Origin of the sequence: Streptococcus sp. 1643 (genome assembly GCF_006228325.1) — a bacterium.
Taxonomy (GTDB): Bacteria; Bacillota; Bacilli; order Lactobacillales; family Streptococcaceae; genus Streptococcus.
Genome location: NZ_CP040231.1, coordinates 807,614 through 828,252, shown reverse-complemented (window position 1 = coordinate 828,252; position 20,639 = coordinate 807,614). Strand labels below are relative to the sequence as shown.

Annotated in this window: 23 protein-coding genes; 11 read left to right on the top strand and 12 right to left on the bottom strand. The window is 38.3% G+C overall.

The features are described from left to right. Nucleotides 1-3 precede the first annotated feature (3 nt). The 6 genes from FD735_RS04430 (at nt 4) to FD735_RS04405 (ending at nt 5,236) form a co-directional block, all read left to right on the top strand. Nucleotides 4-345: a hypothetical protein gene (locus FD735_RS04430; protein WP_139658580.1), complete on the top strand. Its 342-nt coding sequence runs from the start codon at nt 4-6 to the stop codon at nt 343-345. After that, nucleotides 338-1,690: a cell division protein FtsK gene (locus FD735_RS04425; protein WP_139658579.1), complete on the top strand. Its 1,353-nt coding sequence runs from the start codon at nt 338-340 to the stop codon at nt 1,688-1,690. Before FD735_RS04430 ends, FD735_RS04425 begins: the two co-directional genes overlap by 8 nt. A 279-nt stretch (nt 1,691-1,969) precedes the next feature. Continuing rightward, nucleotides 1,970-3,352: a Rep family protein gene (locus FD735_RS04420; RefSeq protein WP_255296296.1), complete on the top strand. Its 1,383-nt coding sequence runs from the start codon at nt 1,970-1,972 to the stop codon at nt 3,350-3,352. A 139-nt stretch (nt 3,353-3,491) separates the two neighbouring features. Further along, a complete protein-coding gene (locus FD735_RS04415; protein ID WP_255296303.1) occupies nt 3,492-3,722 on the top strand; it encodes a DUF3173 family protein in 231 nt (76 codons plus the stop codon). Then, nucleotides 3,709-4,860, top strand: a complete 1,152-nt coding sequence (locus FD735_RS04410) for a site-specific integrase (protein WP_139658577.1) — start codon at nt 3,709-3,711, stop codon at nt 4,858-4,860. Before FD735_RS04415 ends, FD735_RS04410 begins: the two co-directional genes overlap by 14 nt. Nucleotides 4,861-4,936: 76 nt before the next feature. Beyond that, complete coding sequence (locus FD735_RS04405; RefSeq protein WP_139658576.1) at nt 4,937-5,236, top strand: YbaB/EbfC family nucleoid-associated protein; 300 nt, start codon at nt 4,937-4,939, stop codon at nt 5,234-5,236. A 38-nt stretch (nt 5,237-5,274) separates the two neighbouring features. Here the strand turns inward: FD735_RS04405 and FD735_RS04400 are convergent, their stop codons facing one another. From FD735_RS04400 to glmU, 7 genes are all read right to left on the bottom strand, one after another. Next, the gene (locus FD735_RS04400) at nt 5,275-7,038 is read right to left on the bottom strand and encodes a glycerophosphoryl diester phosphodiesterase membrane domain-containing protein (protein WP_139658575.1); all 1,764 of its coding nucleotides are present in this window, start codon (nt 7,036-7,038) and stop codon (nt 5,275-5,277) included. Nucleotides 7,039-7,046: 8 nt separating this feature from the next. Continuing rightward, the gene (locus FD735_RS04395) at nt 7,047-7,640 is read right to left on the bottom strand and encodes a 3'-5' exonuclease (protein WP_139658574.1); all 594 of its coding nucleotides are present in this window, start codon (nt 7,638-7,640) and stop codon (nt 7,047-7,049) included. 81 nt (nt 7,641-7,721) lie between these two features. Beyond that, the gene (gene rocS / locus FD735_RS04390; RefSeq protein ID WP_000021252.1) at nt 7,722-8,216 is read right to left on the bottom strand and encodes a chromosome segregation protein RocS; all 495 of its coding nucleotides are present in this window, start codon (nt 8,214-8,216) and stop codon (nt 7,722-7,724) included. 76 nt (nt 8,217-8,292) lie between these two features. Beyond that, nucleotides 8,293-8,985 carry a 5'-methylthioadenosine/adenosylhomocysteine nucleosidase gene (locus FD735_RS04385; RefSeq protein WP_139658573.1) on the bottom strand — a complete coding sequence of 231 codons (693 nt, stop codon included), beginning with the start codon at nt 8,983-8,985 and terminating at the stop codon, nt 8,293-8,295. Nucleotides 8,986-9,000: 15 nt separating this feature from the next. Then, a complete protein-coding gene (macP, locus tag FD735_RS04380; protein WP_000517860.1) occupies nt 9,001-9,312 on the bottom strand; it encodes a cell wall synthase accessory phosphoprotein MacP in 312 nt (103 codons plus the stop codon). A gap of 11 nt (nt 9,313-9,323) precedes the next feature. Continuing rightward, the gene (locus FD735_RS04375) at nt 9,324-9,869 is read right to left on the bottom strand and encodes an NUDIX hydrolase (RefSeq protein WP_139658572.1); all 546 of its coding nucleotides are present in this window, start codon (nt 9,867-9,869) and stop codon (nt 9,324-9,326) included. Nucleotides 9,870-9,878: 9 nt separating this feature from the next. After that, the gene (glmU, locus tag FD735_RS04370; protein ID WP_042768422.1) at nt 9,879-11,258 is read right to left on the bottom strand and encodes a bifunctional UDP-N-acetylglucosamine diphosphorylase/glucosamine-1-phosphate N-acetyltransferase GlmU; all 1,380 of its coding nucleotides are present in this window, start codon (nt 11,256-11,258) and stop codon (nt 9,879-9,881) included. Nucleotides 11,259-11,413: 155 nt separating this feature from the next. Between glmU and FD735_RS04365 the strand changes: the two genes are divergently transcribed. The 5 genes from FD735_RS04365 to lysS all read left to right on the top strand — a co-directional run bounded on the left by FD735_RS04365 (nt 11,414) and on the right by lysS (nt 15,897). Continuing rightward, the gene (locus tag FD735_RS04365) at nt 11,414-12,214 is read left to right on the top strand and encodes a glycoside hydrolase family 25 protein (protein WP_125391023.1); all 801 of its coding nucleotides are present in this window, start codon (nt 11,414-11,416) and stop codon (nt 12,212-12,214) included. A gap of 106 nt (nt 12,215-12,320) precedes the next feature. Beyond that, nucleotides 12,321-13,163: a DUF368 domain-containing protein gene (locus FD735_RS04360; protein WP_139659099.1), complete on the top strand. Its 843-nt coding sequence runs from the start codon at nt 12,321-12,323 to the stop codon at nt 13,161-13,163. Next, complete coding sequence (locus tag FD735_RS04355; protein ID WP_061427240.1) at nt 13,163-13,645, top strand: aminoacyl-tRNA deacylase; 483 nt, start codon at nt 13,163-13,165, stop codon at nt 13,643-13,645. The genes FD735_RS04360 and FD735_RS04355 overlap by 1 nt, the downstream gene beginning before the upstream one ends. After that, on the top strand, nt 13,645-14,268 hold the full coding sequence (locus FD735_RS04350; RefSeq protein WP_061427238.1) for a histidine phosphatase family protein: 624 nt from the start codon (nt 13,645-13,647) through the stop codon (nt 14,266-14,268). The genes FD735_RS04355 and FD735_RS04350 overlap by 1 nt, the downstream gene beginning before the upstream one ends. Nucleotides 14,269-14,406: 138 nt before the next feature. Continuing rightward, a complete protein-coding gene (gene lysS, locus FD735_RS04345) occupies nt 14,407-15,897 on the top strand; it encodes a lysine--tRNA ligase (RefSeq protein WP_000102438.1) in 1,491 nt (496 codons plus the stop codon). 74 nt (nt 15,898-15,971) lie between these two features. On the opposite strand, the gene FD735_RS04340 is transcribed toward lysS, so the two are convergent. The 5 genes from FD735_RS04340 to FD735_RS04320 all read right to left on the bottom strand — a co-directional run bounded on the left by FD735_RS04340 (nt 15,972) and on the right by FD735_RS04320 (nt 20,632). After that, entirely contained in the window at nt 15,972-16,811 is an 840-nt protein-coding gene (locus FD735_RS04340) for an amino acid ABC transporter substrate-binding protein (protein ID WP_139658571.1), read from the bottom strand. A 15-nt stretch (nt 16,812-16,826) separates the two neighbouring features. Then, nucleotides 16,827-17,456, bottom strand: a complete 630-nt coding sequence (locus FD735_RS04335) for an amino acid ABC transporter ATP-binding protein (protein ID WP_139658570.1) — start codon at nt 17,454-17,456, stop codon at nt 16,827-16,829. Nucleotides 17,457-17,466: 10 nt separating this feature from the next. Then, nucleotides 17,467-18,108: an amino acid ABC transporter permease gene (locus FD735_RS04330; protein ID WP_139658569.1), complete on the bottom strand. Its 642-nt coding sequence runs from the start codon at nt 18,106-18,108 to the stop codon at nt 17,467-17,469. Nucleotides 18,109-18,246: 138 nt separating this feature from the next. Continuing rightward, nucleotides 18,247-19,476, bottom strand: a complete 1,230-nt coding sequence (locus tag FD735_RS04325; RefSeq protein WP_176553058.1) for a tetratricopeptide repeat protein — start codon at nt 19,474-19,476, stop codon at nt 18,247-18,249. Next, nucleotides 19,466-20,632, bottom strand: coding sequence for an AI-2E family transporter (locus tag FD735_RS04320; RefSeq protein WP_000400296.1), 1,167 nt, complete (start codon nt 20,630-20,632; stop codon nt 19,466-19,468). The genes FD735_RS04325 and FD735_RS04320 overlap by 11 nt, the downstream gene beginning before the upstream one ends. Nucleotides 20,633-20,639: the final 7 nt, after the last annotated feature.

Genomic DNA, 20,639 nt, shown 5'->3' with positions numbered 1-20,639 from the left:
ATAATGGCAAAAACTAACTGGAATAGAACTCTTGAGGAGGTTCTCAAACAAAAAACACAACCCATAGTAATGGTTAGCGAGAAAACAGGTAATGAGTATACAACTGATGTTGTTCCTGTTTTGAACGTTGTATCAATTGGTTCAATTGAAGAAATTGATGGAAAATTTAAATATTCAATTGTAGACACAAACAACGATCTTGAATATACTATCAAAACATCAAATAAGGTTGAAGTAAAGTTTGGTACAATTCTTCAATTCAAAAATGTACGTGGCGGTGCAACAGCTAGTGGTGTAGGATGGTATGTTGCTGATTCAGTAACTGTGGTTCAACGCAATGCGTAAGCGTAGATTCAGAAGAATCAAACCAACTTCTAATTGTAAATTACAAGGCTATCAAATCTCTCTGATAGCTTTTGTAGTTACAATCAGTATAACTGGCTTGCTACTCTACATAAGTCTTTCAAATTCTATATTGGCACCGTATATTGCAAAACCGCTACTGCTCTTCTACTTACTAGATGCTATATTTTTATCGCTATTAGTTCTTCTATTCACAAAACGAGAAGAAGTATCAACAATTTCAATACCTTCAATGTCTAGCAAATCAAAAAAACTGGCTAAAAAACTGAAACAACTATTTAATGATAAACAAATAACCGATGTTCTAAAACTTTCAAACTCCACTAGATACGGAGATGAAATGCCCGAAATTTCTGTCTGGGTTAATGAAACCTTAATAGATGGATATATAGCCATTGAAAATATCGCTAATTGGGAGCGTGCAGACCGTGAAAAGTTTGAACAGCGAGTATCTGGAATACTATCAGGTAAATATCAACGTTTCTCTGTTGTCAACTCCGAACTAACCGCTGGAGATAGCTATATTCTCTTCTATTTTGAAGATACACTTACTTCACAGCGTTTGATTGTAAAAGACAATATAGATTCATTAAAGCCATTTGTAAACGATGATACACATGCAATAAAGCTATCAAAAGACCTAATATGGCATTCGGATATTGTACCCATGATGTCTATCATTGCACGAACAAGAGCAGGGAAATCAGTGTTAGCTGGTCGATACTTGGCTAAACTAATGTTGTTACAAGGTTGGACAGTTGAATACAATTCTGCTAAATACGACCGATACGTCAAGGAATTTAACGGTCAATCAGAACCTACCAAGATTGTTGAACGTGCTGAATATTGGTGTAGCATTATGGATGATCGACTTTCAAAAATCAATGAAGCAGGAAAAGAAAAGTATCTTGAAATGGAACACATGCCAAATATTGGCTTGTTCTTCGATGAACTCGGAAATCTAAATGCTTCATTAGAATCACTAGACAAGACTGATAAAGCATTAAAAGCAACTTCACGCTGGACCAATGCAATAAACAGACTATCTGCGACTGGTGGCTCTGCTGGTATTCATATCATTGCTATTAGTCAGTTTGCAACAAAAGAAGGGTTTTTACCTTCCTTGGCTCGTGTAAATTGCTCCGATGCTGTAATCATGTTAGGTGGTGCTGCCGATTCTGCTGATGAACGTAAATATCTGATGTCTGGTTTTGCAGATATGGCTAAAAGAAGTTATGGAAAAGGTCAGGGACTAGCTCGGATTTTAGGTTCTGGTAAAAAGTGGGAAGTGCCACACTTCTATGAAACGCCGTGGTTTGAAGAATAGTGAAATATAATCCATTTGTGTTTCAACTAGAGAAATCTGTTGAATTAACAAATGGATTCATGACGAAGCCGACGAGTCATAAGGTCGGTTATCTTTGAAAAAGATGAAACACTTTTAAATCTAACTATGTCTAACGCGTGCACGGCACTGGGCTTGTCAAGTGCCGTGCATATTCAAAAACCTAGGAATATCAAGTATTTGAGCGAATTATAAAAATTAGTTCTCTTGATTTATCTAGGGAATAGTTAGAAGAATAATTAAAACAAGGAGTTCTTAATAATGAACAAAAATAAAAAAGACGCAAACCTAACTGCTATCATGCTGGTCCAACAACTGGAAGATGAACACTGGAAAACTTGGCAAGATAAAACAGCTTTAAAAAAGGCTAGAGATGAAAGTAATATCCGCCCCCTACTTGAGATAGTCACTGATAAACTAAATAAAGCTGATATTACTGTTAAAGAGGCTTACGGAATCAAACACGATAAAGACGAGATAAACGTTTGGAATCAAGAATTGATGAAAAATGTAATCAAAAAGAAAGCTGAACATATTCATTTTCTCTTTAAGTTTGAAAAAGGAGCATCACTAAACAGAATAGCTCTAGCTGTTGGGGTTGAACCTCAATATCTAGAAAAACTAAAGTCTGGTCGATACGGATATGATAATTGTTTAGCCTACTTAGTCCATGCGAAGGACGAGAGTAAATATCAATACAAACCAGACGAAGTTGTTACTGTAAAAGGTGAAAACTACGCTAGCGTTTATCATAGATGTATGGAAACATGGGTTAAAGGTCGTGCAACCAAAAAAGCTAAGGAAACAGATCTTAGTATTGATTGGTTAATTGAAAAGATATTGTCCGGAGAAATAACCAAAAGTAATATTTTGCTTACGAATGATTATTACGCTATCTATGGACAACATAAGCGAAAAATAAATGAAGCTTTAGATACCGTAGGAGAGCGAAAAAGTTATAGGACTATTGCAGAACTTGAAGCAAGAAGCTTCAAGAAAACAGTTTTATTTGTTACTGCTAAAAGTGGGGTTGGAAAAACAAAATACAGCAAGAAGCTGATAACGTTATTACAAAATGTAGCTTTAAATTTCGGACAAACTTGGGATTCCTGCGTCACAGCATCAACTAATGCTTTTGATGAATATAATAGTCAAGAAATTTTGTTTCTTGATGACATCAGAGGAGACAGTTTAACTGTATCTGATTGGTTAAAACTACTCGATCCTTTTATGATTAGTCCAATATCAGCGCGATATCATAACAAAATGGGGTCAGCAAAAGTCATTATCATTACAAGTACCAAACAACCTATTGATTTTTTTGCAATTGCAAAAGGAAATATTACTGAAGATGTAGGACAATTTAATCGTAGAATTGATTATTTAATTAAACTAGATGATGATAGTGCAACATTATCAATCCCAACAAAACAATTAGAAGAAATTTTTAATGAAGAAGAAATCCCTTGGGGATTGCCTCCTTTTATTTCATATGATTTTTCGCAAGATAAACAAGTTACAGTTAACGAATCTATCGATATTCTAATAAAAACTATTATTCGCAATATGCAATGGAACAAAAAAAAGGTTATCTCTGACACCGAACAAAGTAACAAAGATAACCAAAATACTCAACAAAAATAGTCAACAACTACCTCTGTTGTTGCTATTATATCATAATTTCCTAAAGGAGTATAATATGCAATTTAAACAAACTACAAAACAAAATAGATTATCAAACTCTAATACTACAACTTTTGCACTTGTAAATAAGATTGATGTTATGAACATGACTGGATATTCAGAATCACAATCAAAAAAAATAATAAAGCAGGCTAAACTTATTCTTGTTAATAAAGGTTTTCAATGGTATAAAAATAAACGTGTTGGTCGAGTACCAATGAAAATAGTAGAAGATATACTTGGTTTTGAATTGAATTTAAAAAATGATATAATGTATAATGTACATGAAGATACTGCTAATAGGGAGGAAACCCAGTATGGTAGTAACTAAACAAAAAAATAAAAAATGGAGGGTTGATATTAGTGATGGCTATGATGCAATAACTGGTCTTCAAAAGCGTCACAGAAAATCTGATTTAAAATCACGTAAAGAAGCTGAACAATATGAGGCTGATTATCGTATCAATAAGCTACATCAAGTAACTCATAAAGATAAAATTTCTGTTTCGTATCTGTACTCGCTCGTTCAAGAAGAAGATGAACTTCGAGGGAATAAACGAGGAACAATAGATAGTCAAAATTCTTACTATCGAGTGTACCTATCCAGATACTTTAAAAACGCAGATATGCGAAATGTTTCCCTAAACGAAATCAAAGAGTATAGAAACTGGCTTAAATGTCAACCCAGTAAAAAAGGTGGATGCCTATCTAATTCTCACGTTAATCAGCAAATGATTTTTGTCCATAAAATGTTTGATGTTGCAATAGCCAATCGTATTCGACAAGACAACCCTTGCGACGGATTAAGGCGTTTGCCGAACAAACATAATGAAATGGAATACTATACACCTGAACAATTTAAAGAATTTGATTCACTTTTTGAAGAACATGAATACACTTTCCAACTTTTGTATCGGGTATTGATGTATACTGGTTTACGTATGGGTGAGGCGCTCGCTTTGACTTGGGAACAGATAAACCTTGATGAAAAATATATTGATGTTAAATACTCAGCGTATTATCGCAATAAACAAGTCTATATTGGCTCAGTAAAAACTACACAGTCAAATCGTAGAATATATATTCACGAAAACTTTGTAAATGAGTTAAAGGAATGGAAAAACAGACAACATGAACTACTGAAAGAGTTTAGTCAAAATGTAAATAGTTTTCAAATTTATCAAACTAGTCCTGAAGTTTTAACTGCTCCAAAAGTATCTAATTTTAGAGTTTTATTCAAGAAACGTTTACCAAAAAATTTAAAGCTAATTCGTAATCACGATTTTAGACACTCTCACGCTGCTTTTCTTATTTCACAGGGATTACGTAATGGAGAAGGAAAAGACTACATCTTTTTTACGTTGATGAAAAGATTAGGACACAGTTCTATAACTACTACGATAAATGTTTACTCTCATTTATTCCCTGAACAGCAACAAGAACTCGCCTCTGCCTTTGATAATTTTTAAAATAAGGCAAAATTAGGCACATAAAACACATAAATAGGGTATAAACTCTTTATACGAAAGGAATCTTAAAAATCTTATGATGAACATGCAAAACATGATGCGCCAAGCACAAAAACTTCAAAAACAAATGGAACAAAGCCAAGCAGAACTCGCTGCCATGGAATTTGTTGGAAAATCTGCACAAGACCTTGTCCAAGCGACCTTAACTGGTGACAAAAAAGTTGTCAACATTGACTTCAACCCAGCAGTTGTAGATCCAGAAGATCTCGAAACCCTTTCTGACATGACTGCGCAAGCAATTAACGCAGCACTTGAACAAATTGATGAAACGACTAAGAAGAAACTCGGTGCTTTCGCTGGAAAATTGCCTTTCTAATCCACAAAAAAAGAGAAACAGATGTTTCTCTTTTTTTCTTAGAAATCAAAGAATTCCATTACTTTCTTTAAGAGTAATTCCGTATATTCTGGATCGTCTTGAGCCATTGTGACTTGTGACTGGACCATTTCAAGATCATCAGTAATCATGCCATCTGCGCCGAGACGAACTGCTTTATCAAATGCCTCCGAACCATTTACGGTCCAAACATAGAGCCTCTGATCGGTTGTCCAGAGTTTATTGACAAAGTATTCATCCAAAGTCGAGTACTCCATAGTGTAACCCGTTGCCTTGGTTCTTGGGAAGATACTGTTATAGGGAAGAATAAAGTAAACTGGAATTTCAGAATCATAAGTCAACACTTTATCAATCACATGATAGTCTAGTGATTGCATCTGATGTCCATATTTCTTGATAGTCGCTCCGTACTTTTCGAGGAAATGGTCCATCATTTGCGGACTATCTTTTTTACTGGTCTTAATCTCAATCAGCAATTTTTGATTTAAAGCATTTGCTCGTTCTAAATAGGCATCAAAGCTTGAAATCTTTGTTTGATAACCATTCTCATAAATATCTGTATTTGTTAATTCATCCAGAGTCAAATCTTGCGGCGTAGCATTAATACCTGTTAAATTTTTTAGGTTAGCATCGTGCATCATCACGAACTGACCGTCTTTCGTTTCCTGCACATCCATTTCGATGAGATCTGGTTTTAGCTGAGCTGTTTTTTCTAAAGACTGCACAGTATTTTGAACACCATTTTTATTACTTACTCCTCTGTGCGAAATCACTAAAGGTGTATTGGTATCCGGAGATTCCAGATAAACGTAGCCTTCTATGGCAAAGAAGATGCTTGCACACCCCATAACACCCCATCTCATCAGATGATCTTTCTTTCTCCTTGGCATGATCTCCAACTCTTCTCCTGTCAGGAAGGAAACAAACTTCACTAGGAAATAAGTCAGGGTCATGTAATGGAAATTTTTAATCAAGACAAAATTAATCACACCGAGAATCAAGGATTCTTTTTGAGTGAGATTATCCATCACTGCTTGCGCAAAAAGCAAAGGAATTAGCAAACCAAAGAAGAAAAGATAGGTTTTAATGATAATGAGTAAGAGATGCCAAGAGAAGAAAAGGACATTTTTCTTTGTCTTTTGGAGACTATATTTCACACTTTCTCTTACGGTCTTTCTTTCAAAGAGAATCTTAGGAAGGGCAAACATAAATCGGACAGAGATGTAGAGAAAGATCCAAGCGGATGCTATGATCATCAGACCTACCAGCCAATGCTTACCTTCCCAATAATTCACAATAAAATCAGGAATAATAATCTTGTTGAGGTAGTAGATTTTTAAAATCTTACGGATGAACGGGAAAAGCAAAGCAATGTAAAAAAAGACAAAGGCCATCTTACAAAAGCTCAATCGCTTAACGAATAGAAAGCTCTGGTGAAATACTTTTCTACTGTACTCAATTAAAGTTCTCTTTTCATGATAGAGAAGGTGACGAGCCCCGATAAACAAAAGACAAATCTGGAAATAGGCAACCAGGAGATTGATTGCAATTAAGATGAGAAAGGCTAAACTGATAAAAGGCGAGCCTTGTATAATCGCCCAAAAGTTATTGTAGGAGATAAACAAATAACCGGTTTGTCTCAGAAGAATGCCAGCAATCCACGAATTTAATGGTAGCCAGACAAACTCAACCATCATAAATATCAAGAAAAATAGAAATAAAATCTTATCTAGGTTATAGTATATCTTCCTAAAACCTAGCTTTTTAGGTTTTTCAGGTTTCATAGGCACTCCTAGTCTAAAAATTGGGATAAATCTAAGCCATCGAAAGGATTATTCATAGAAAAACTGCTTTGGTTTTCTATGAATAGCTTTCCTTCATCCGATTCCAAAAAAGCTTCGTAAACACGCGCCGTCATGCGGGCATCTTCTAAACTGTTATGAGATTTCCCGTGAAAGCCTAAAAAATTTGCAACAGTTTGTAATTTAAGATTGGCTATGCCGTGTAGGTCAGAACTACGGCGTTCAAAAGCCTCCTCATATAGATCAACCTTATACTGGTCACGATAATCAATACCATGCTCCAAGAGAATAGGCAAATCACTCTTAGCTGCATTGTAACCAACGATAGGTAAGTCGCCAACAAATGCTTGAAAGTCCTTTAAAACTTGTTCTACTTTTGGCGCATCTTTCAAGGTTTCAGCTGTGATCCCAGTCAAACCATTGATAAAACTCTTCAATGGGGCTGTAGTATGAACATAAGAATCAAAAGCAGCACTTTCTTGTCCATCTTGATAGCAGACTGCTGATACTTGAATTAAATGGGTAACCCCCTCGTGTTGATTGAATTCCAAATCAAAGGCGATATAATCTCTTAATTTTTCCATTATTTACCTCAATTACTACCCAAACTAAACTATAAATAATAAAAGAAGCCATTAGGTTAGTGAGTAACCCAAACAGCTTCTTTATTTTCCTCCAAAAAGGCGAGCAAAAAAGCCTTTTTTGGTTGCTTGGACTTCTTCTTTTGCTTGGTCCAACTCGAGTTTCAAGGTTTCTTGATCCTTCATCGCTTGAAGAGTCAACTGTTGCTGTTGGTCCAACTGTTTGTCCTTTTCAGCAATCTGGCGGTCTTTGATACGCATCTGTTCATCTTTTTCTGATAACTGGCGATCTTTTGCCTTGAGCTGCTCGTACAAGCGAAGAATTTCAGCATTTTTCTCATCGACCAAGATTTCCATCAGTTCACGTTGTTTGACATCATCACTGACTGGTTCATCTTCAAAAATCGTTTTTTTGTAGATTTCTTCTAGCTTGATCAAGCCACTTCGAGTAACTACAGTTACACCTTTGTCATTTTTTTTCGTGTCCTCTTCTGGAAGTTCTTTGACACGATTGTTGATTGCTTGACGAGATAGTCCCAAGACCTCTGCAATCTCACTGACGGTCATTTCAATACTCATAATATCCTCTGAAACGTTTTCTAGCTTTTCTTTATTTAAATCTTATCATAAGCTAGATAAACTGTCAAATTTTCGCTTAATCCAAGGCCTTTAAAAAGGCTAGTAAGACTTGGGCAGAACGACGTCCAGCTTCGATAATAAACTCATCAAAAGAGATAGAGGCTTCGTGATTGGCATTGTCACTCATAGCACGAATGACTAGGAACGGTAAATTAAGAGCCTGAGCCGCTTGTGCAATGGCTGCACCCTCCATCTCAACAGCTAGAACATCTGGAAAGTGGGATTTGATACTAGCAATCTTATCATCTCCAGCTATAAAACTGTCCCCTGTAGCAATCAAGCCTAGGTGCCAAGTCTGTTCTAACTGAGATAAGTTTTCTTTAATCCTAGCGATAAAGTTCTTATCTGATTCAAAGTAAAGAGGTTGACCAGCCATTTGGCCATAAGCATAGCCAAAAGCAGTCACATCCACATCATGATAAGCCAACTTATCCGCAATCACTACATCTCCAACAGCAATCCCTTCAGCAAGAGCACCAGCAGATCCTGTATTGATGATGGCTTCTACTTGGAAATGGTCAGCTAGAATAGCTACACTCATAGCCGACATGACCTTTCCAATCCCACTCTGAACTAGAACGACTTCTGTATTGCCAACAGAGCCTGTGTAGTATGTATTTCCTAAGACTTGGATTTCTTGAGGTTTATCCAAATTCTGAGTCAAATATACGAGTTCTTCTGGCATAGCAGCAATGATTCCAATTTTCATTTCAAGTCCTTTCAATTACAAGAGTTTCATCGCTAAAATTAACAAAATCAAAAGTAGGATGACTGCAAACAAGATGCGATTGAGTTTCGAATTAAAAACATTTCTCTTGGTATTCTCAATGCGGCGACTCTTATGAATCGTTGGCTCTACTTCGATTGTTAAGGTATCTTGACTAAAACCGTGGTCTCTAGAACGTGAATAACCAAAATGTTGTGAAGACGTTGGTAGGATCTTTGTTTCCTCATCATCTTTAAGAGGTGGTCCTGATATTTTCTCACCACGGTTGGCACGTTCAATCATTTCGTCTGTTAATAAAGGTTTTCCCATGGGTTGCTCCTCTATTTCTTTTGTAGTTCCCAGTACTGAATCGCCATAATGGTCTTGGCATCACAGATATGACCTGACTGGATCAGGTCCTTGGCTTCCTCTAGGCTTACTTCTAAAACTTCCAAGGTTTCATCATCATCTTGTGGGCGAGGATTATCTACCTTAGTCAAATCACTTGCAAGGTAGAGTTTCAATTTTTCGTTGCAAAAACCAATTGCAGAATAGAAATCGTATAAGAGTTCTAACTTAGCTGTGTAGGCAACCTCTTCTTCCAATTCCCGAAGAGCAGCTGCCATTGGATCTGCATTTTCACCAGTTTCCAGTTTTCCTGCGGGAATCTCATAAGAAACAGCCTCGATGGCTTTCCGATATTGCTTAACGAGAACGATTTTGTCTTCGGCTGTCACAGCTAGTACACAAACAGCTCCATTGTGAAAAATCAAGTCACGTTGGGCAGTCCCCTTTCCTTCTGGTAGTTCCACCTGGTCTTGTACTAGTTTGAAAATAGGACCTTGATAGATTTCCTTCCGACTAATCGTTTTTTCTTCAAATTCCATGACAAACTCCTACTGGTTCTTAGGATGATGAGGTAAGCGTGTTGCGTACTCATCTTTGTTAACTTGTCGCCCACGGCCGATAGCAATGGCATCAGCAGGAACATTCTTGGTAATAGTTGAACCCGCTCCAACCAGAGAATTATCCCCAAGTTCTACAGGAGCAATAATAGTTGAGTTTGAGCCAACAAAGACATTATTGCCAATGACAGTTTTGTATTTATTTTTGCCATCGTAGTTAACTGTAATAGTTCCTGCACCAAAATTAACGTTGCTACCCACTTCACAATTTCCAATATAAGTCAAATGACCCGCCTTGGTATTTTCACCGATTGAAGAGCCTTTTACTTCAACAAAATTTCCAATGTGAACTTGAGCAGCCAGACTTGAACCTGGACGAATATGGGCATAAGGACCAACTGTTACACCGTCCGCAACACTACTTTCCTCAATCATAGAGTTGGTAATCACGGCTCCAGATCCAACGGTGCTATCTACGATATAAGTTCCATTTGTTAAAATAGTCTCCGCACCAATCTTCGTTTGACCTTTCAAGGTAACATTAGATTCGATTTGGACTTCAGGAGCAATCTCAACATCAATATCGATGTATGTTGCTTCTGGATTGACAAAACTAACACCATTAACCATGTGCTTTTGATTGATACGGCGACGCATCACTGCTTCCGCAGTCGCAAGAGCTACACGATCATTTACCCCAAGACTTTCATCAAAATCCTTGAGAGTATAGGCCCCAACCTTTTCACCAGCATTACGGAAAATACCAATCACGTCAGTAATATAGTACTCACCTTGGGCATTGTTGGTGTTGATGTTTTTAAGAGCCTCAAAAAGACGCTCATTGTCAAATACATAAGTTCCTGTATTGATTTCCTTAATTTGCTTTTCAAAGTCTGTGGCATCTTTCTGCTCAACAATACGAAGAACTTCAGCATTATCGTTACGGACGATACGACCGTATCCAAAAGGATTTGCCGCTTCAGCTGTTAAAATCGTCGCCACATTTTTGTGATTGATATGGAAATCCAAGAGGTTTTTCAAGCTTTCACCTGTAATCAGAGGAGTATCTCCAGCGATAACCAAGGTGTGGCCTGTACGATTTTGGAGAATAGGCTCTGCCATCATGACAGCATGCCCAGTTCCTAGTTGTTCTGATTGGGTAACAAAGTCTGTCTGACCGGCTAATACTTGCTCAACTAGCTCTGCCTTGTGACCAACTACAGTAACTGTTTTTTCAGGTTGAATAGCACCAACACTACGAAAAACATGTTCCAACATCGAAATTCCAGCTACTTTATGAAGTACCTTTGGAAGATCTGATTTCATGCGAGTACCTTTACCCGCTGCTAGAATAATGGCATAATTTGACATAATCTTCTCTTTTCTCTAGAAATTCCCTTATATTATACCATAATTTAGTTTCTTAGGAGTAAACAAACAAAGAAATAGGGAAAAGACGCCCATATATTCACTTTTTCCGATGTTTTCTTTGATTTTTTTACCTATTTACGTTAAACTATTTAAATATGAGAAAAAAGATTCATCCAGCTATTATTTTTACTTTATTTACTATATTTATAGCTATTTTGATCCTCAATAGACCAACTTATGAAGACCATCCTATCAAGTCAAAACCCAATGCAGTCCAGGTTGAAAATCAGGCCTTGCATAATCTTGACAAACCTATTATTGATGTCTCTGGTTGGCAAAGACCTGAGGAAATCAACTACGATACCTTGTCTCAAAATATTTCAGGTGTTATTGTTCGCGTCCACAATGGGGCTCAACATACTGAAAAAAATGATGCCGCTTATGCCAATGGTATTGATAAAGCCTATAAAAGTCATATTACAGAATTTCAAAAGCGTAATGTCCCAGTTGGAGTCTATGCCTATCTAGCTAGCCCCAGCAAGGAGGAAATGGAAAAAGCCGCTGAAGTTTTCTATAATGCTGCTTCTCCTTACAACCCTAGTTACTATTGGTTGGACGTGGAAGAAAAAACAATGTCTGATATGAATGAAGGGGTTGAAGCCTTTCGTGCTAAACTGGAATCTTTAGGTGCTAAAAACATCGGCATCTATATTGGAGTTTACTTCATGCAAGAACACAGTATCAATACAGATAAGTTTACTGCTATTTGGATTCCTTCCTACGGGACAGACTCTGGTTACTTTGAAACAACACCCAATACCAGTTTAGACTATGACCTCCATCAGTATACTTCAAAAGGAAGAATAGCTGGATTTGAACACCATTTAGATATTAATCTCATTTCTACCTTGAAGGAAAAAGAAGAAACCTTCAGAAAACTATTTTTAAGACCATAAAACAAGTGAAAATTGCTCTCTTTTTCACTTGTTTTTTCATTTTCTTCTCGTCTGTGTTATAATTGATAGAATAGAGAAAGAATTTTATGAAATTGAGGATTTTATGATGTTTTCATGGATTGCAAGAGTTATTAAGGGAATAGTCATCGCCTTAGGATTTATCTTACCAGGAATTTCTGGTGGTGTTCTGGCAGCTATTTTGGGAATTTACGAGCGAATGATTAGCTTTCTGGCTCATCCCTTTAAGGATTTTAAAGAGAATGTCCTATACTTTATCCCAGTAGCAATCGGGATGTTGCTAGGCATTGGTTTGTTTTCTTATCCAATCGAGTATCTGCTAGAAAATTATCAAGTCTATATTTTGTGGAGCTTTGCGGGAGCCATCATCGGTACAGTTCCTAGCCTCCTTAAAGAATCTACTCGAGAATCTGATCGTGACAAGATCGACCTAGTCTGGTTCTGGACCACCTTTATCCTTTCAGGCCTAGGGCTCTACGCGCTAAACTTTGTTGTTGGTTCTCTCAGTGCTAGTTTCGCTAGTTTCATCTTAGCGGGTGCTCTTTTAGCTCTAGGTGTCTTGGTGCCTGGTTTAAGTCCGTCAAATCTACTCTTGATTTTAGGGCTGTACGCTCCAATGCTAACTGGTTTTAAGACCTTTGATTTATTCGGTACTTTCCTTCCTATCGGAATTGGTGCAGGTGCAACCCTCATCATTTTTTCAAAATTAATGAACCATGCCTTGAACAACTACCACTCCCGTGTTTATCACTTTATTATTGGAATTGTGCTATCAAGCACCCTCTTGATTTTGATTCCAAATGCTGGAAGTGCTGAAAGTATCCAATACACTGGACTTTCTATCGTGAGTTATGTTCTCATCGCCTTCTTCTTTGCACTTGGCATTTGGCTTGGTATCTGGATGAGTCAATTGGAGGATAAATATAAATAATGGCAAAGAAAGTTAAGATTAAAAAAACCTTGGTCGAACAAATCTTGACCAAGGCGGGTATTGATCATACTGGTATTCAAATCAATGCGCTTGAGGGAGAACTTCCTTCGGAATATGATCGAACACATATCTTTAAAACCTTGGCTCTGCTGGGTGATAAGACGGGGCCAATCATCGGAATCGTTCCCATAACAGAACACCTCGCTGAGAAAAAACTAGCAAAGGTTTCTGGTAATAAAAAAGTCAGCATGATTCCACAAAAAGACCTAGAAAAAACGACAGGCTATATTCATGGGGCTAATAACCCCGTCGGCATTCGCCAAAAACACAATTATCCTATTTTTATTGATCAGACTGCTTTGGATTTAGACAAAATGATTGTCTCTGCTGGAGAAGTCGGGCATAGTATCATCATCCGACCTCAAGACTTAGCCAGCTTTGTAAAAGCGGACTTTGCTGACATCTTGGAGGAAGACAACTGATGAAACTCTATTTTGTCCGCCATGGTCGCACCCTCTGGAATCTTGAAGGACGTTTTCAAGGTGCTAGCGGTGACTCTCCCCTTCTTCCAGAGTCCATTGACATCCTAAAACAACTGGGTCAACATCTCAAGGAAATTCATTTTGATACGATTTATTCTAGTGATTTACCCAGAGCAGTTAAGTCTGCTGAAATTATCCAAAGTCAACTCCAGTCCCCTTGTCCTTTAAAGAGCATTCCTGACCTACGTGAATGGCAACTTGGCAAACTAGAGGGATTAAAAATCGCTACGCTCAATGCCATCTACCCACAACAAATCAAGGCCTTTCGCTCTAATCTGGCTCAGTTTGATACGAGGATGTTTGAAGCCGAATCTCTCTACTCTACGACTCAGCGAACCATTCAGTTTATCAAATCTCTGAAAGAAAGTCCGGCTGAAAGAATTCTGATTGTCGGGCATGGGGCAAATCTCACTGCTAGCCTTCGTACACTTTTAGGCTATAAAGAAGCTCACCTCCGCAAAGATGGAGGCTTGGCCAATGCTAGTCTGACAGTTTTAGAGACCGATGATTTTGAAACCTTCACTCTGGAAAGATGGAATGACACTTCCTATCAAGAAAAATAATGGAACTTGATCTTAATAGTCAAGTTCTTTTTAGTTTTCAAAGAATATCCGTGAATTTCTCTGCTATTTATGATAAAATGGGAGTATCGCAAAAAATGACTCATCGTATCAAATTTTGAGTAAAATTAGGAGGAACCCATGTCTACAGAACATATGGAAGAACTAAATGACCAGCAGATCGTTCGCCGTGAAAAAATGGCTGCGCTCCGTGAACAAGGAATCGATCCCTTCGGAAAACGTTTTGAACGTACTGCTAACTCTCAAGAGCTTAAAGACAAATTTGCAGAACTTGATAAAGAACAATTACATGAATTAAACGAAACTGCTACTATCGCTGGACGCTTAGTAACCAAACGTGGTAAAGGGAAAGTCGGCTTTGCCCATCTTCAAGACCGCGAAGGTCAAATCCAGATCTACGTTCGTAAAGATGAAGTTGGTGAAGAAAACTACGAAATCTTCAAAAAGGCTGACCTTGGTGACTTCCTTGGTGTCGAAGGTGAAGTCATGCGTACAGATATGGGAGAACTTTCTATCAAGGCAACTCACATCACACACTTGTCTAAAGCACTTCGCCCGCTTCCTGAGAAATTCCACGGTTTGACTGACGTTGAAACAATTTATCGTAAACGTTACCTTGACTTGATTTCTAACCGTGAAAGCTTTGAACGCTTTGTCACTCGTTCAAAAATCATCTCTGAAATCCGTCGTTATCTAGACCAAAAAGGTTTCCTTGAAGTGGAAACACCTGTTCTTCATAATGAAGCCGGTGGTGCTGCTGCCCGTCCATTTATCACTCACCACAATGCCCAAAACATTGACATGGTGCTTCGCATCGCGACTGAGCTTCACTTGAAACGCCTTATCGTTGGGGGTATGGAACGTGTTTATGAAATTGGCCGTATCTTCCGTAACGAAGGAATGGATGCTACTCATAACCCTGAATTCACTTCTATCGAAGTTTACCAAGCTTATGCAGACTTCCAAGATATCATGGACTTAACTGAAGGTATTATCCAACACGCTGCTAAGGCAGTTAAGGGTGATGGTCCAGTTAACTACCAGGGCACTGAAATTAAGATCAACGAACCATTTAAACGTGTTCACATGGTGGATGCTATCAAAGAAATTACTGGTGTAGATTTCTGGCAAGACATGACTTTCGAGGAAGCTAAAGCTATCGCTGCTGAGAAGAAAGTTCCAGTTGAGAAACACTACACTGAAGTTGGTCACATCATCAATGCCTTCTTTGAAGAATTTGTTGAAGAAACCTTAATCCAACCAACTTTTGTCTACGGACATCCAGTAGCTGTGTCTCCACTCGCTAAGAAAAATCCTGAAGACGAACGCTTTACTGACCGTTTCGAGCTCTTTATCATGACTAAGGAATACGGTAATGCCTTTACTGAGTTAAACGACCCAATCGACCAACTTAGTCGCTTTGAAGCCCAAGCCAAAGCTAAAGAACTTGGTGACGATGAAGCAACAGGTATCGATTACGACTACATTGAAGCTCTTGAATACGGTATGCCACCAACAGGTGGTTTGGGTATCGGTATCGACCGTCTCTGCATGCTCCTCACTGATACAACTACTATCCGTGATGTATTGCTCTTCCCAACAATGAAATAAACTCTTATCCTCTGGTACTTGCCAGAGGATTTTTCGATACAAAAAGAGACTGAGGAAAAACTCAATCTCTTTTCTTATTCTTGATTTTTAACTTGACTGGTGGCTACATCTTCCCCAAACCATTTCTGGCTGATTTCCTGAAATTTTCCTTCTTGGTATAGTGAAATAAAGGCTTGATTCAATACAGATAGCAAAGTTTTATCGGCAGGTCTAACACCCACTGCAAAAGCTTCACTTTCAAATCCAGCTGAAAAGACATTGTAGTCATTTAATATTCCTTCAGACTGGAGATAATAATTGGCATATACCCGGTCAATCAACAAGGCATCAATCCGGTCATTTTTCAAATCAATCAAGGCTTCATTGAAACTTTGGTATTGATTGGCCTTCTGATCTTTCACTCGATTCTTGAGTAGTTCGGGTTGTCCTTCAAAATTCAAATAGCCAGAAGATCCTGCCTGGGCCCCTAAAACTTTGTCAGTCATATCCTGAATTGAGTGGATATTTTGAGACTTTTTAGAGACCAAAACTTGTTGATTTTCCATGTAAGGAATGGTAAAAGCAACCTTCTCTTTCCGTTCATCTGTTGCTGTATAGCCATTCCAGATGGCATCAATGGTACCATTTTGTAGCTCGGTTTCTTTCATATCCCAGTCGATGGGTTGAAATTTAATCTGAATTCCTAGCTTTTCAGAGACAGCTTGGGCTAGGTCGATATCAAAGCCCGCATACTGGCCATTCTTTTCCTCAAATCCCATGGGAACAAAGGTATTGTCAAAGCCAATGGTAATGCTTCCCTGTTTTTGATATTTGGCCCAATTATCCTGATTTGGATCACTTGCCTTCTGAGTACAAGCCGTCAGGAAGAAGCTAAAGAACAGAGCAAGTACAAGGGCAATTTTCTTTCTCTTCATAGGCACCTCCTACTCCTACTTTGGATCAACCTTAAGAATCTGATCAGCAATGTTTTCCGCAAACTGAAGATCGTGGGTCACAACAATCTGGGTCATCCCACGCTCTTTATTTTGAAGGATAAGTTTTTCTACTTCTAATCGCAATTCTGGGTCTAAGGCTGATGTAGGCTCATCATATCCAATAATTTCTGGGTTTATCATCATAGCGCGCGCTAAGGCCACCCGTTGTTTTTGCCCACCTGAAAGTGAGAATGGAAAGGCATCTGCGTGCCCAGCTAACCCAAGTTGTTCTAACAAGCCACGCGCCTTCTTCTCAGCAACTTCCTTCTCCATACTCATCGTTTTTATGGGCGACAAGGTTAAGTTATCTAGAACTGACAAATGCGGAAAGAGTTGAAAATCTTGGAAAACAAATCCCAGAAGATTGCGCTTTTCTAGTTCGTCTATAGCTAGCGATTCACCGTTATAGTAAATTTCCCCTGAATCGATGGTTTCCAGTCCAGCTAGCATACGTAACAAGGTGGTCTTTCCGCCTCCTGATGGACCTACGATTGCAAGGATTTGCTTTTCAGGAATAGATAGGCTAAGGTTGGTTAAGATTTGTTTGCCAGCAAAGGCCTTGTTGATGTTTCGTAATTCTAACATAGCAATCCTCCTATCTGTAATAACTATACTTCTTCTCAAGTTTTTTCGCTACAATGGTTACAAGACCAATCATAATCAAATAAATCGCTCCAGCTAAAAACATAGGAACAAGACTGGCATCTCGATTGGCTGCTGTCCGACTAGCCAAAATCAAATCTGAAATCCCAAGGGCATAGACCAAAGAAGTATCCTTGACCAAACTCATGATTTCATTAAAGACGCTCGGTAAGACAATCTTTGTAACTTGAGGAAGAATGATATATCGCACTGTGTCAAAAGGACTAAACTTCAAGACCTTAGCAGCCTCATATTGACCTTTAGGAATGGTTTCAATCCCACCACGAAATATTTCAGCAAAGTAGGCTGCATAGTTCAATACAAAAGCGATTACAGCAGCAGGCAAACGATCTAAACGTATCCCAATGCTAGGGAGAACATAGTAAATAAAGATTAATTGCAAGAGCAAGGGAGTCCCTCGCATCACCCAAATATAAAGGTCAATCAGATAATGGAGGGGTTCCCAGCGGACTTGTAAAGCAAAGGCAACGACAATACCTAAAGGAATTGAAAAGATCAAGACCAGAACAAAGACTTGAAGAGTCATACTTGCACCGTTCAATAAACTTGGTAATATCTCAAACATATAAGACATACTGCACCTCCTAAAAATTATTGTTCTCATTATAGCATAAATAAACAATTTAGCAAGGGTTTTTGTAAAAAAATTCTATTTCTTTCAAAAAAACGTATCTGCCAAATTGACGGATACGTTTTTTTAGAGAGATAACTTTTAAAGTGTTTCTAAGAGTTCTTGCATCTGAACATCATCTGGAACGATTTTCAAATAAGCTTCAGCTTGTACTTTGGCTTCTTCAAAATACCCCAATTCACGCAAAAGATAAGTATACTGCTCCAGAAACTCAGGATTATCCTTAAGGTCAGACGATAGTTCCTGATAGAGCTCATAGGCCTTATCTAAATCCTCGATTTCCTGGTAAGAACGGGCAATCATCCACTTGGTCAGGAGATTTTCAGGTTCTTGACTTTGGAGAGCGATAATATCTTCGTACCGTTCTTGTTCCATATAAATAGTTGCAAGGCGAAGGAAAATTTCTTCTGTATCCTCTGCATCTTCTTTAGCAGTAAGGAGAAACTGCTCTGCACTATTAGGATCATGCAATTCATACGAAAACTGAGAAGCAGCTAGCAAGAGCCTAGTTTCAAATGGATTTTTCTCCAAACCTTGTTTAACGATACGAAGGGCCTCTTCCACCTGATGTTCCTTATGCAAAGCTTGACTGTAGCCATACTCATATCCTTCAAAATCAGGTGAAATGGTATCAATCTGCTTAAAGTAAAGAACAGATTTTTGATACTCTTCTTGGTCAAAGTAAAGGCTAGCCAGTTCAAAGGCAGTTTGGTCATCGTATTCTAGTTCCAAAGCTTTCTCTAAGAATTCAGTTGCGGCTTCAAACTTGCCTAACTGGGCATAAGCGTAACCAATTCGTTGATAGGTTGAGACACCCGTTTGCTCATAGATGGAGCGATTGTCTAATTGAGCATAGCCCTGAATGGCTTCCTGATAATTCCCTAACTCGCTATCCAACTCAGCCAAACCAAAAACTAATAAGGCATCGTCTGAGTAGTTTAGGGCTTCCAGTAACTTTTCACGCGCTACATCTGTCAATCCTTCCAACTGATAGAGGTCTGCCTTCAAGGCCAAGGCCGATACGTACCAGTCACTTTCGGGTGTGATTTCCTCAAGGTAAGCAAAGGCTTCCTCAACATTGCCATCCTCACTAGCAATGCTTGCTAAATTCAGATTCACTTCTGGAAATTCTGTAACGATATGTTGGTAAATTTCTTTTGCTTGAGGATAAAAGCCAATTCCCTCTAGATAGCTTGCTAGTTCGTAAAGAACTTCACTTGAATCTGTTTCGAGGGCTTCGTGAAAATACTGATCCGCTTTGGTTAAATCCTGTTCATCCAAAGCCTGGAGCATGCGTTGACTATTGTTCACTCTTGATTTCCTCCCCTTCTTCTTCATACAGACCGCTGACTTTTTTATACCAGTTAAAGATAGCTGAGATAACGACCTTGGCAGAAGCATAGACAGGAATTCCCAGCAAGACTCCCCAAATACCAAACATAGAACCTGAAGTTAGGAGAACAAATAGGACATTGATTGGATGGATATTTAGCTGGCTACCTAAAATAAGTGGAGAAACGAAGCGACCTTCAATCGTTTGTTCAACAATAAAGACAATAATCACTTTCAAAAGCATGACAGGCCCCGCTATCAAGCCCAAAACCAAAGCAGGCAACATCGCTAGAAAACTACCTAGATAAGGTACTAGATTAAGGATACCAGCCGTGATCCCCAGAGTCACAGCATATCTGAGACCAATAATTTTAAAGAAGATAATAAACATAATTGCCACGATAATAGCAACTGTAACCTGCCCTCTAACATAGTTTGACAACTGTTTATTAACATCTGACAAAACTTGTCCGACAGGTTCTTTTAACTTGTTTGGGATGAATTTAGTCAGGTAATCTCGCAAGCCTTTCCCATCTCTCAAAAGATAAAAGAGCATGAAGGGTACGATAATAACCGCAACAATGACTTGGGAAACGCTACTGATAAAGGCGCTAACCCAGTTAACAGCTTGAGAAGAGATTTTGCTGGCCCACATGGTCGCCTCACTAGAAACATTGGAAAGAACCTGCTCCAACTGTGGTCTAAAATCATCTGGCAAGCGTTTGGTTACAAGGTCATTGATCACCTTATCAGCATCTTCCAGGTATGTCGGCACATTCTTCGCAAAATTTAAGACTTGGCGTTGCAGATTAGGAATTGCGACTGCCAGCCCCCAAATGATAAAGAGTCCAATAACAACAAAAACAATACTAATGGCAAGGACACGATTGATCTTGTGCTTCTCCATCCAGTCCACAATCGGATTGAGGAGGTAATAAAGTAAACCAGATAAAATAACTGGCAACATGACAACTCCTAGAAAATCCAAAACTGGTAAAAAGATAAAACTAATCTTACTTAGAATAAAAATGTTTAGTCCCAGTAACAAGGTTACTAAAAATACAGTGATGGCTTTATTATCTAAAAACCACTTAAAAAACCAAGATAGGCTAAAATGTTTCTCTTTATGTTCCATAAATACA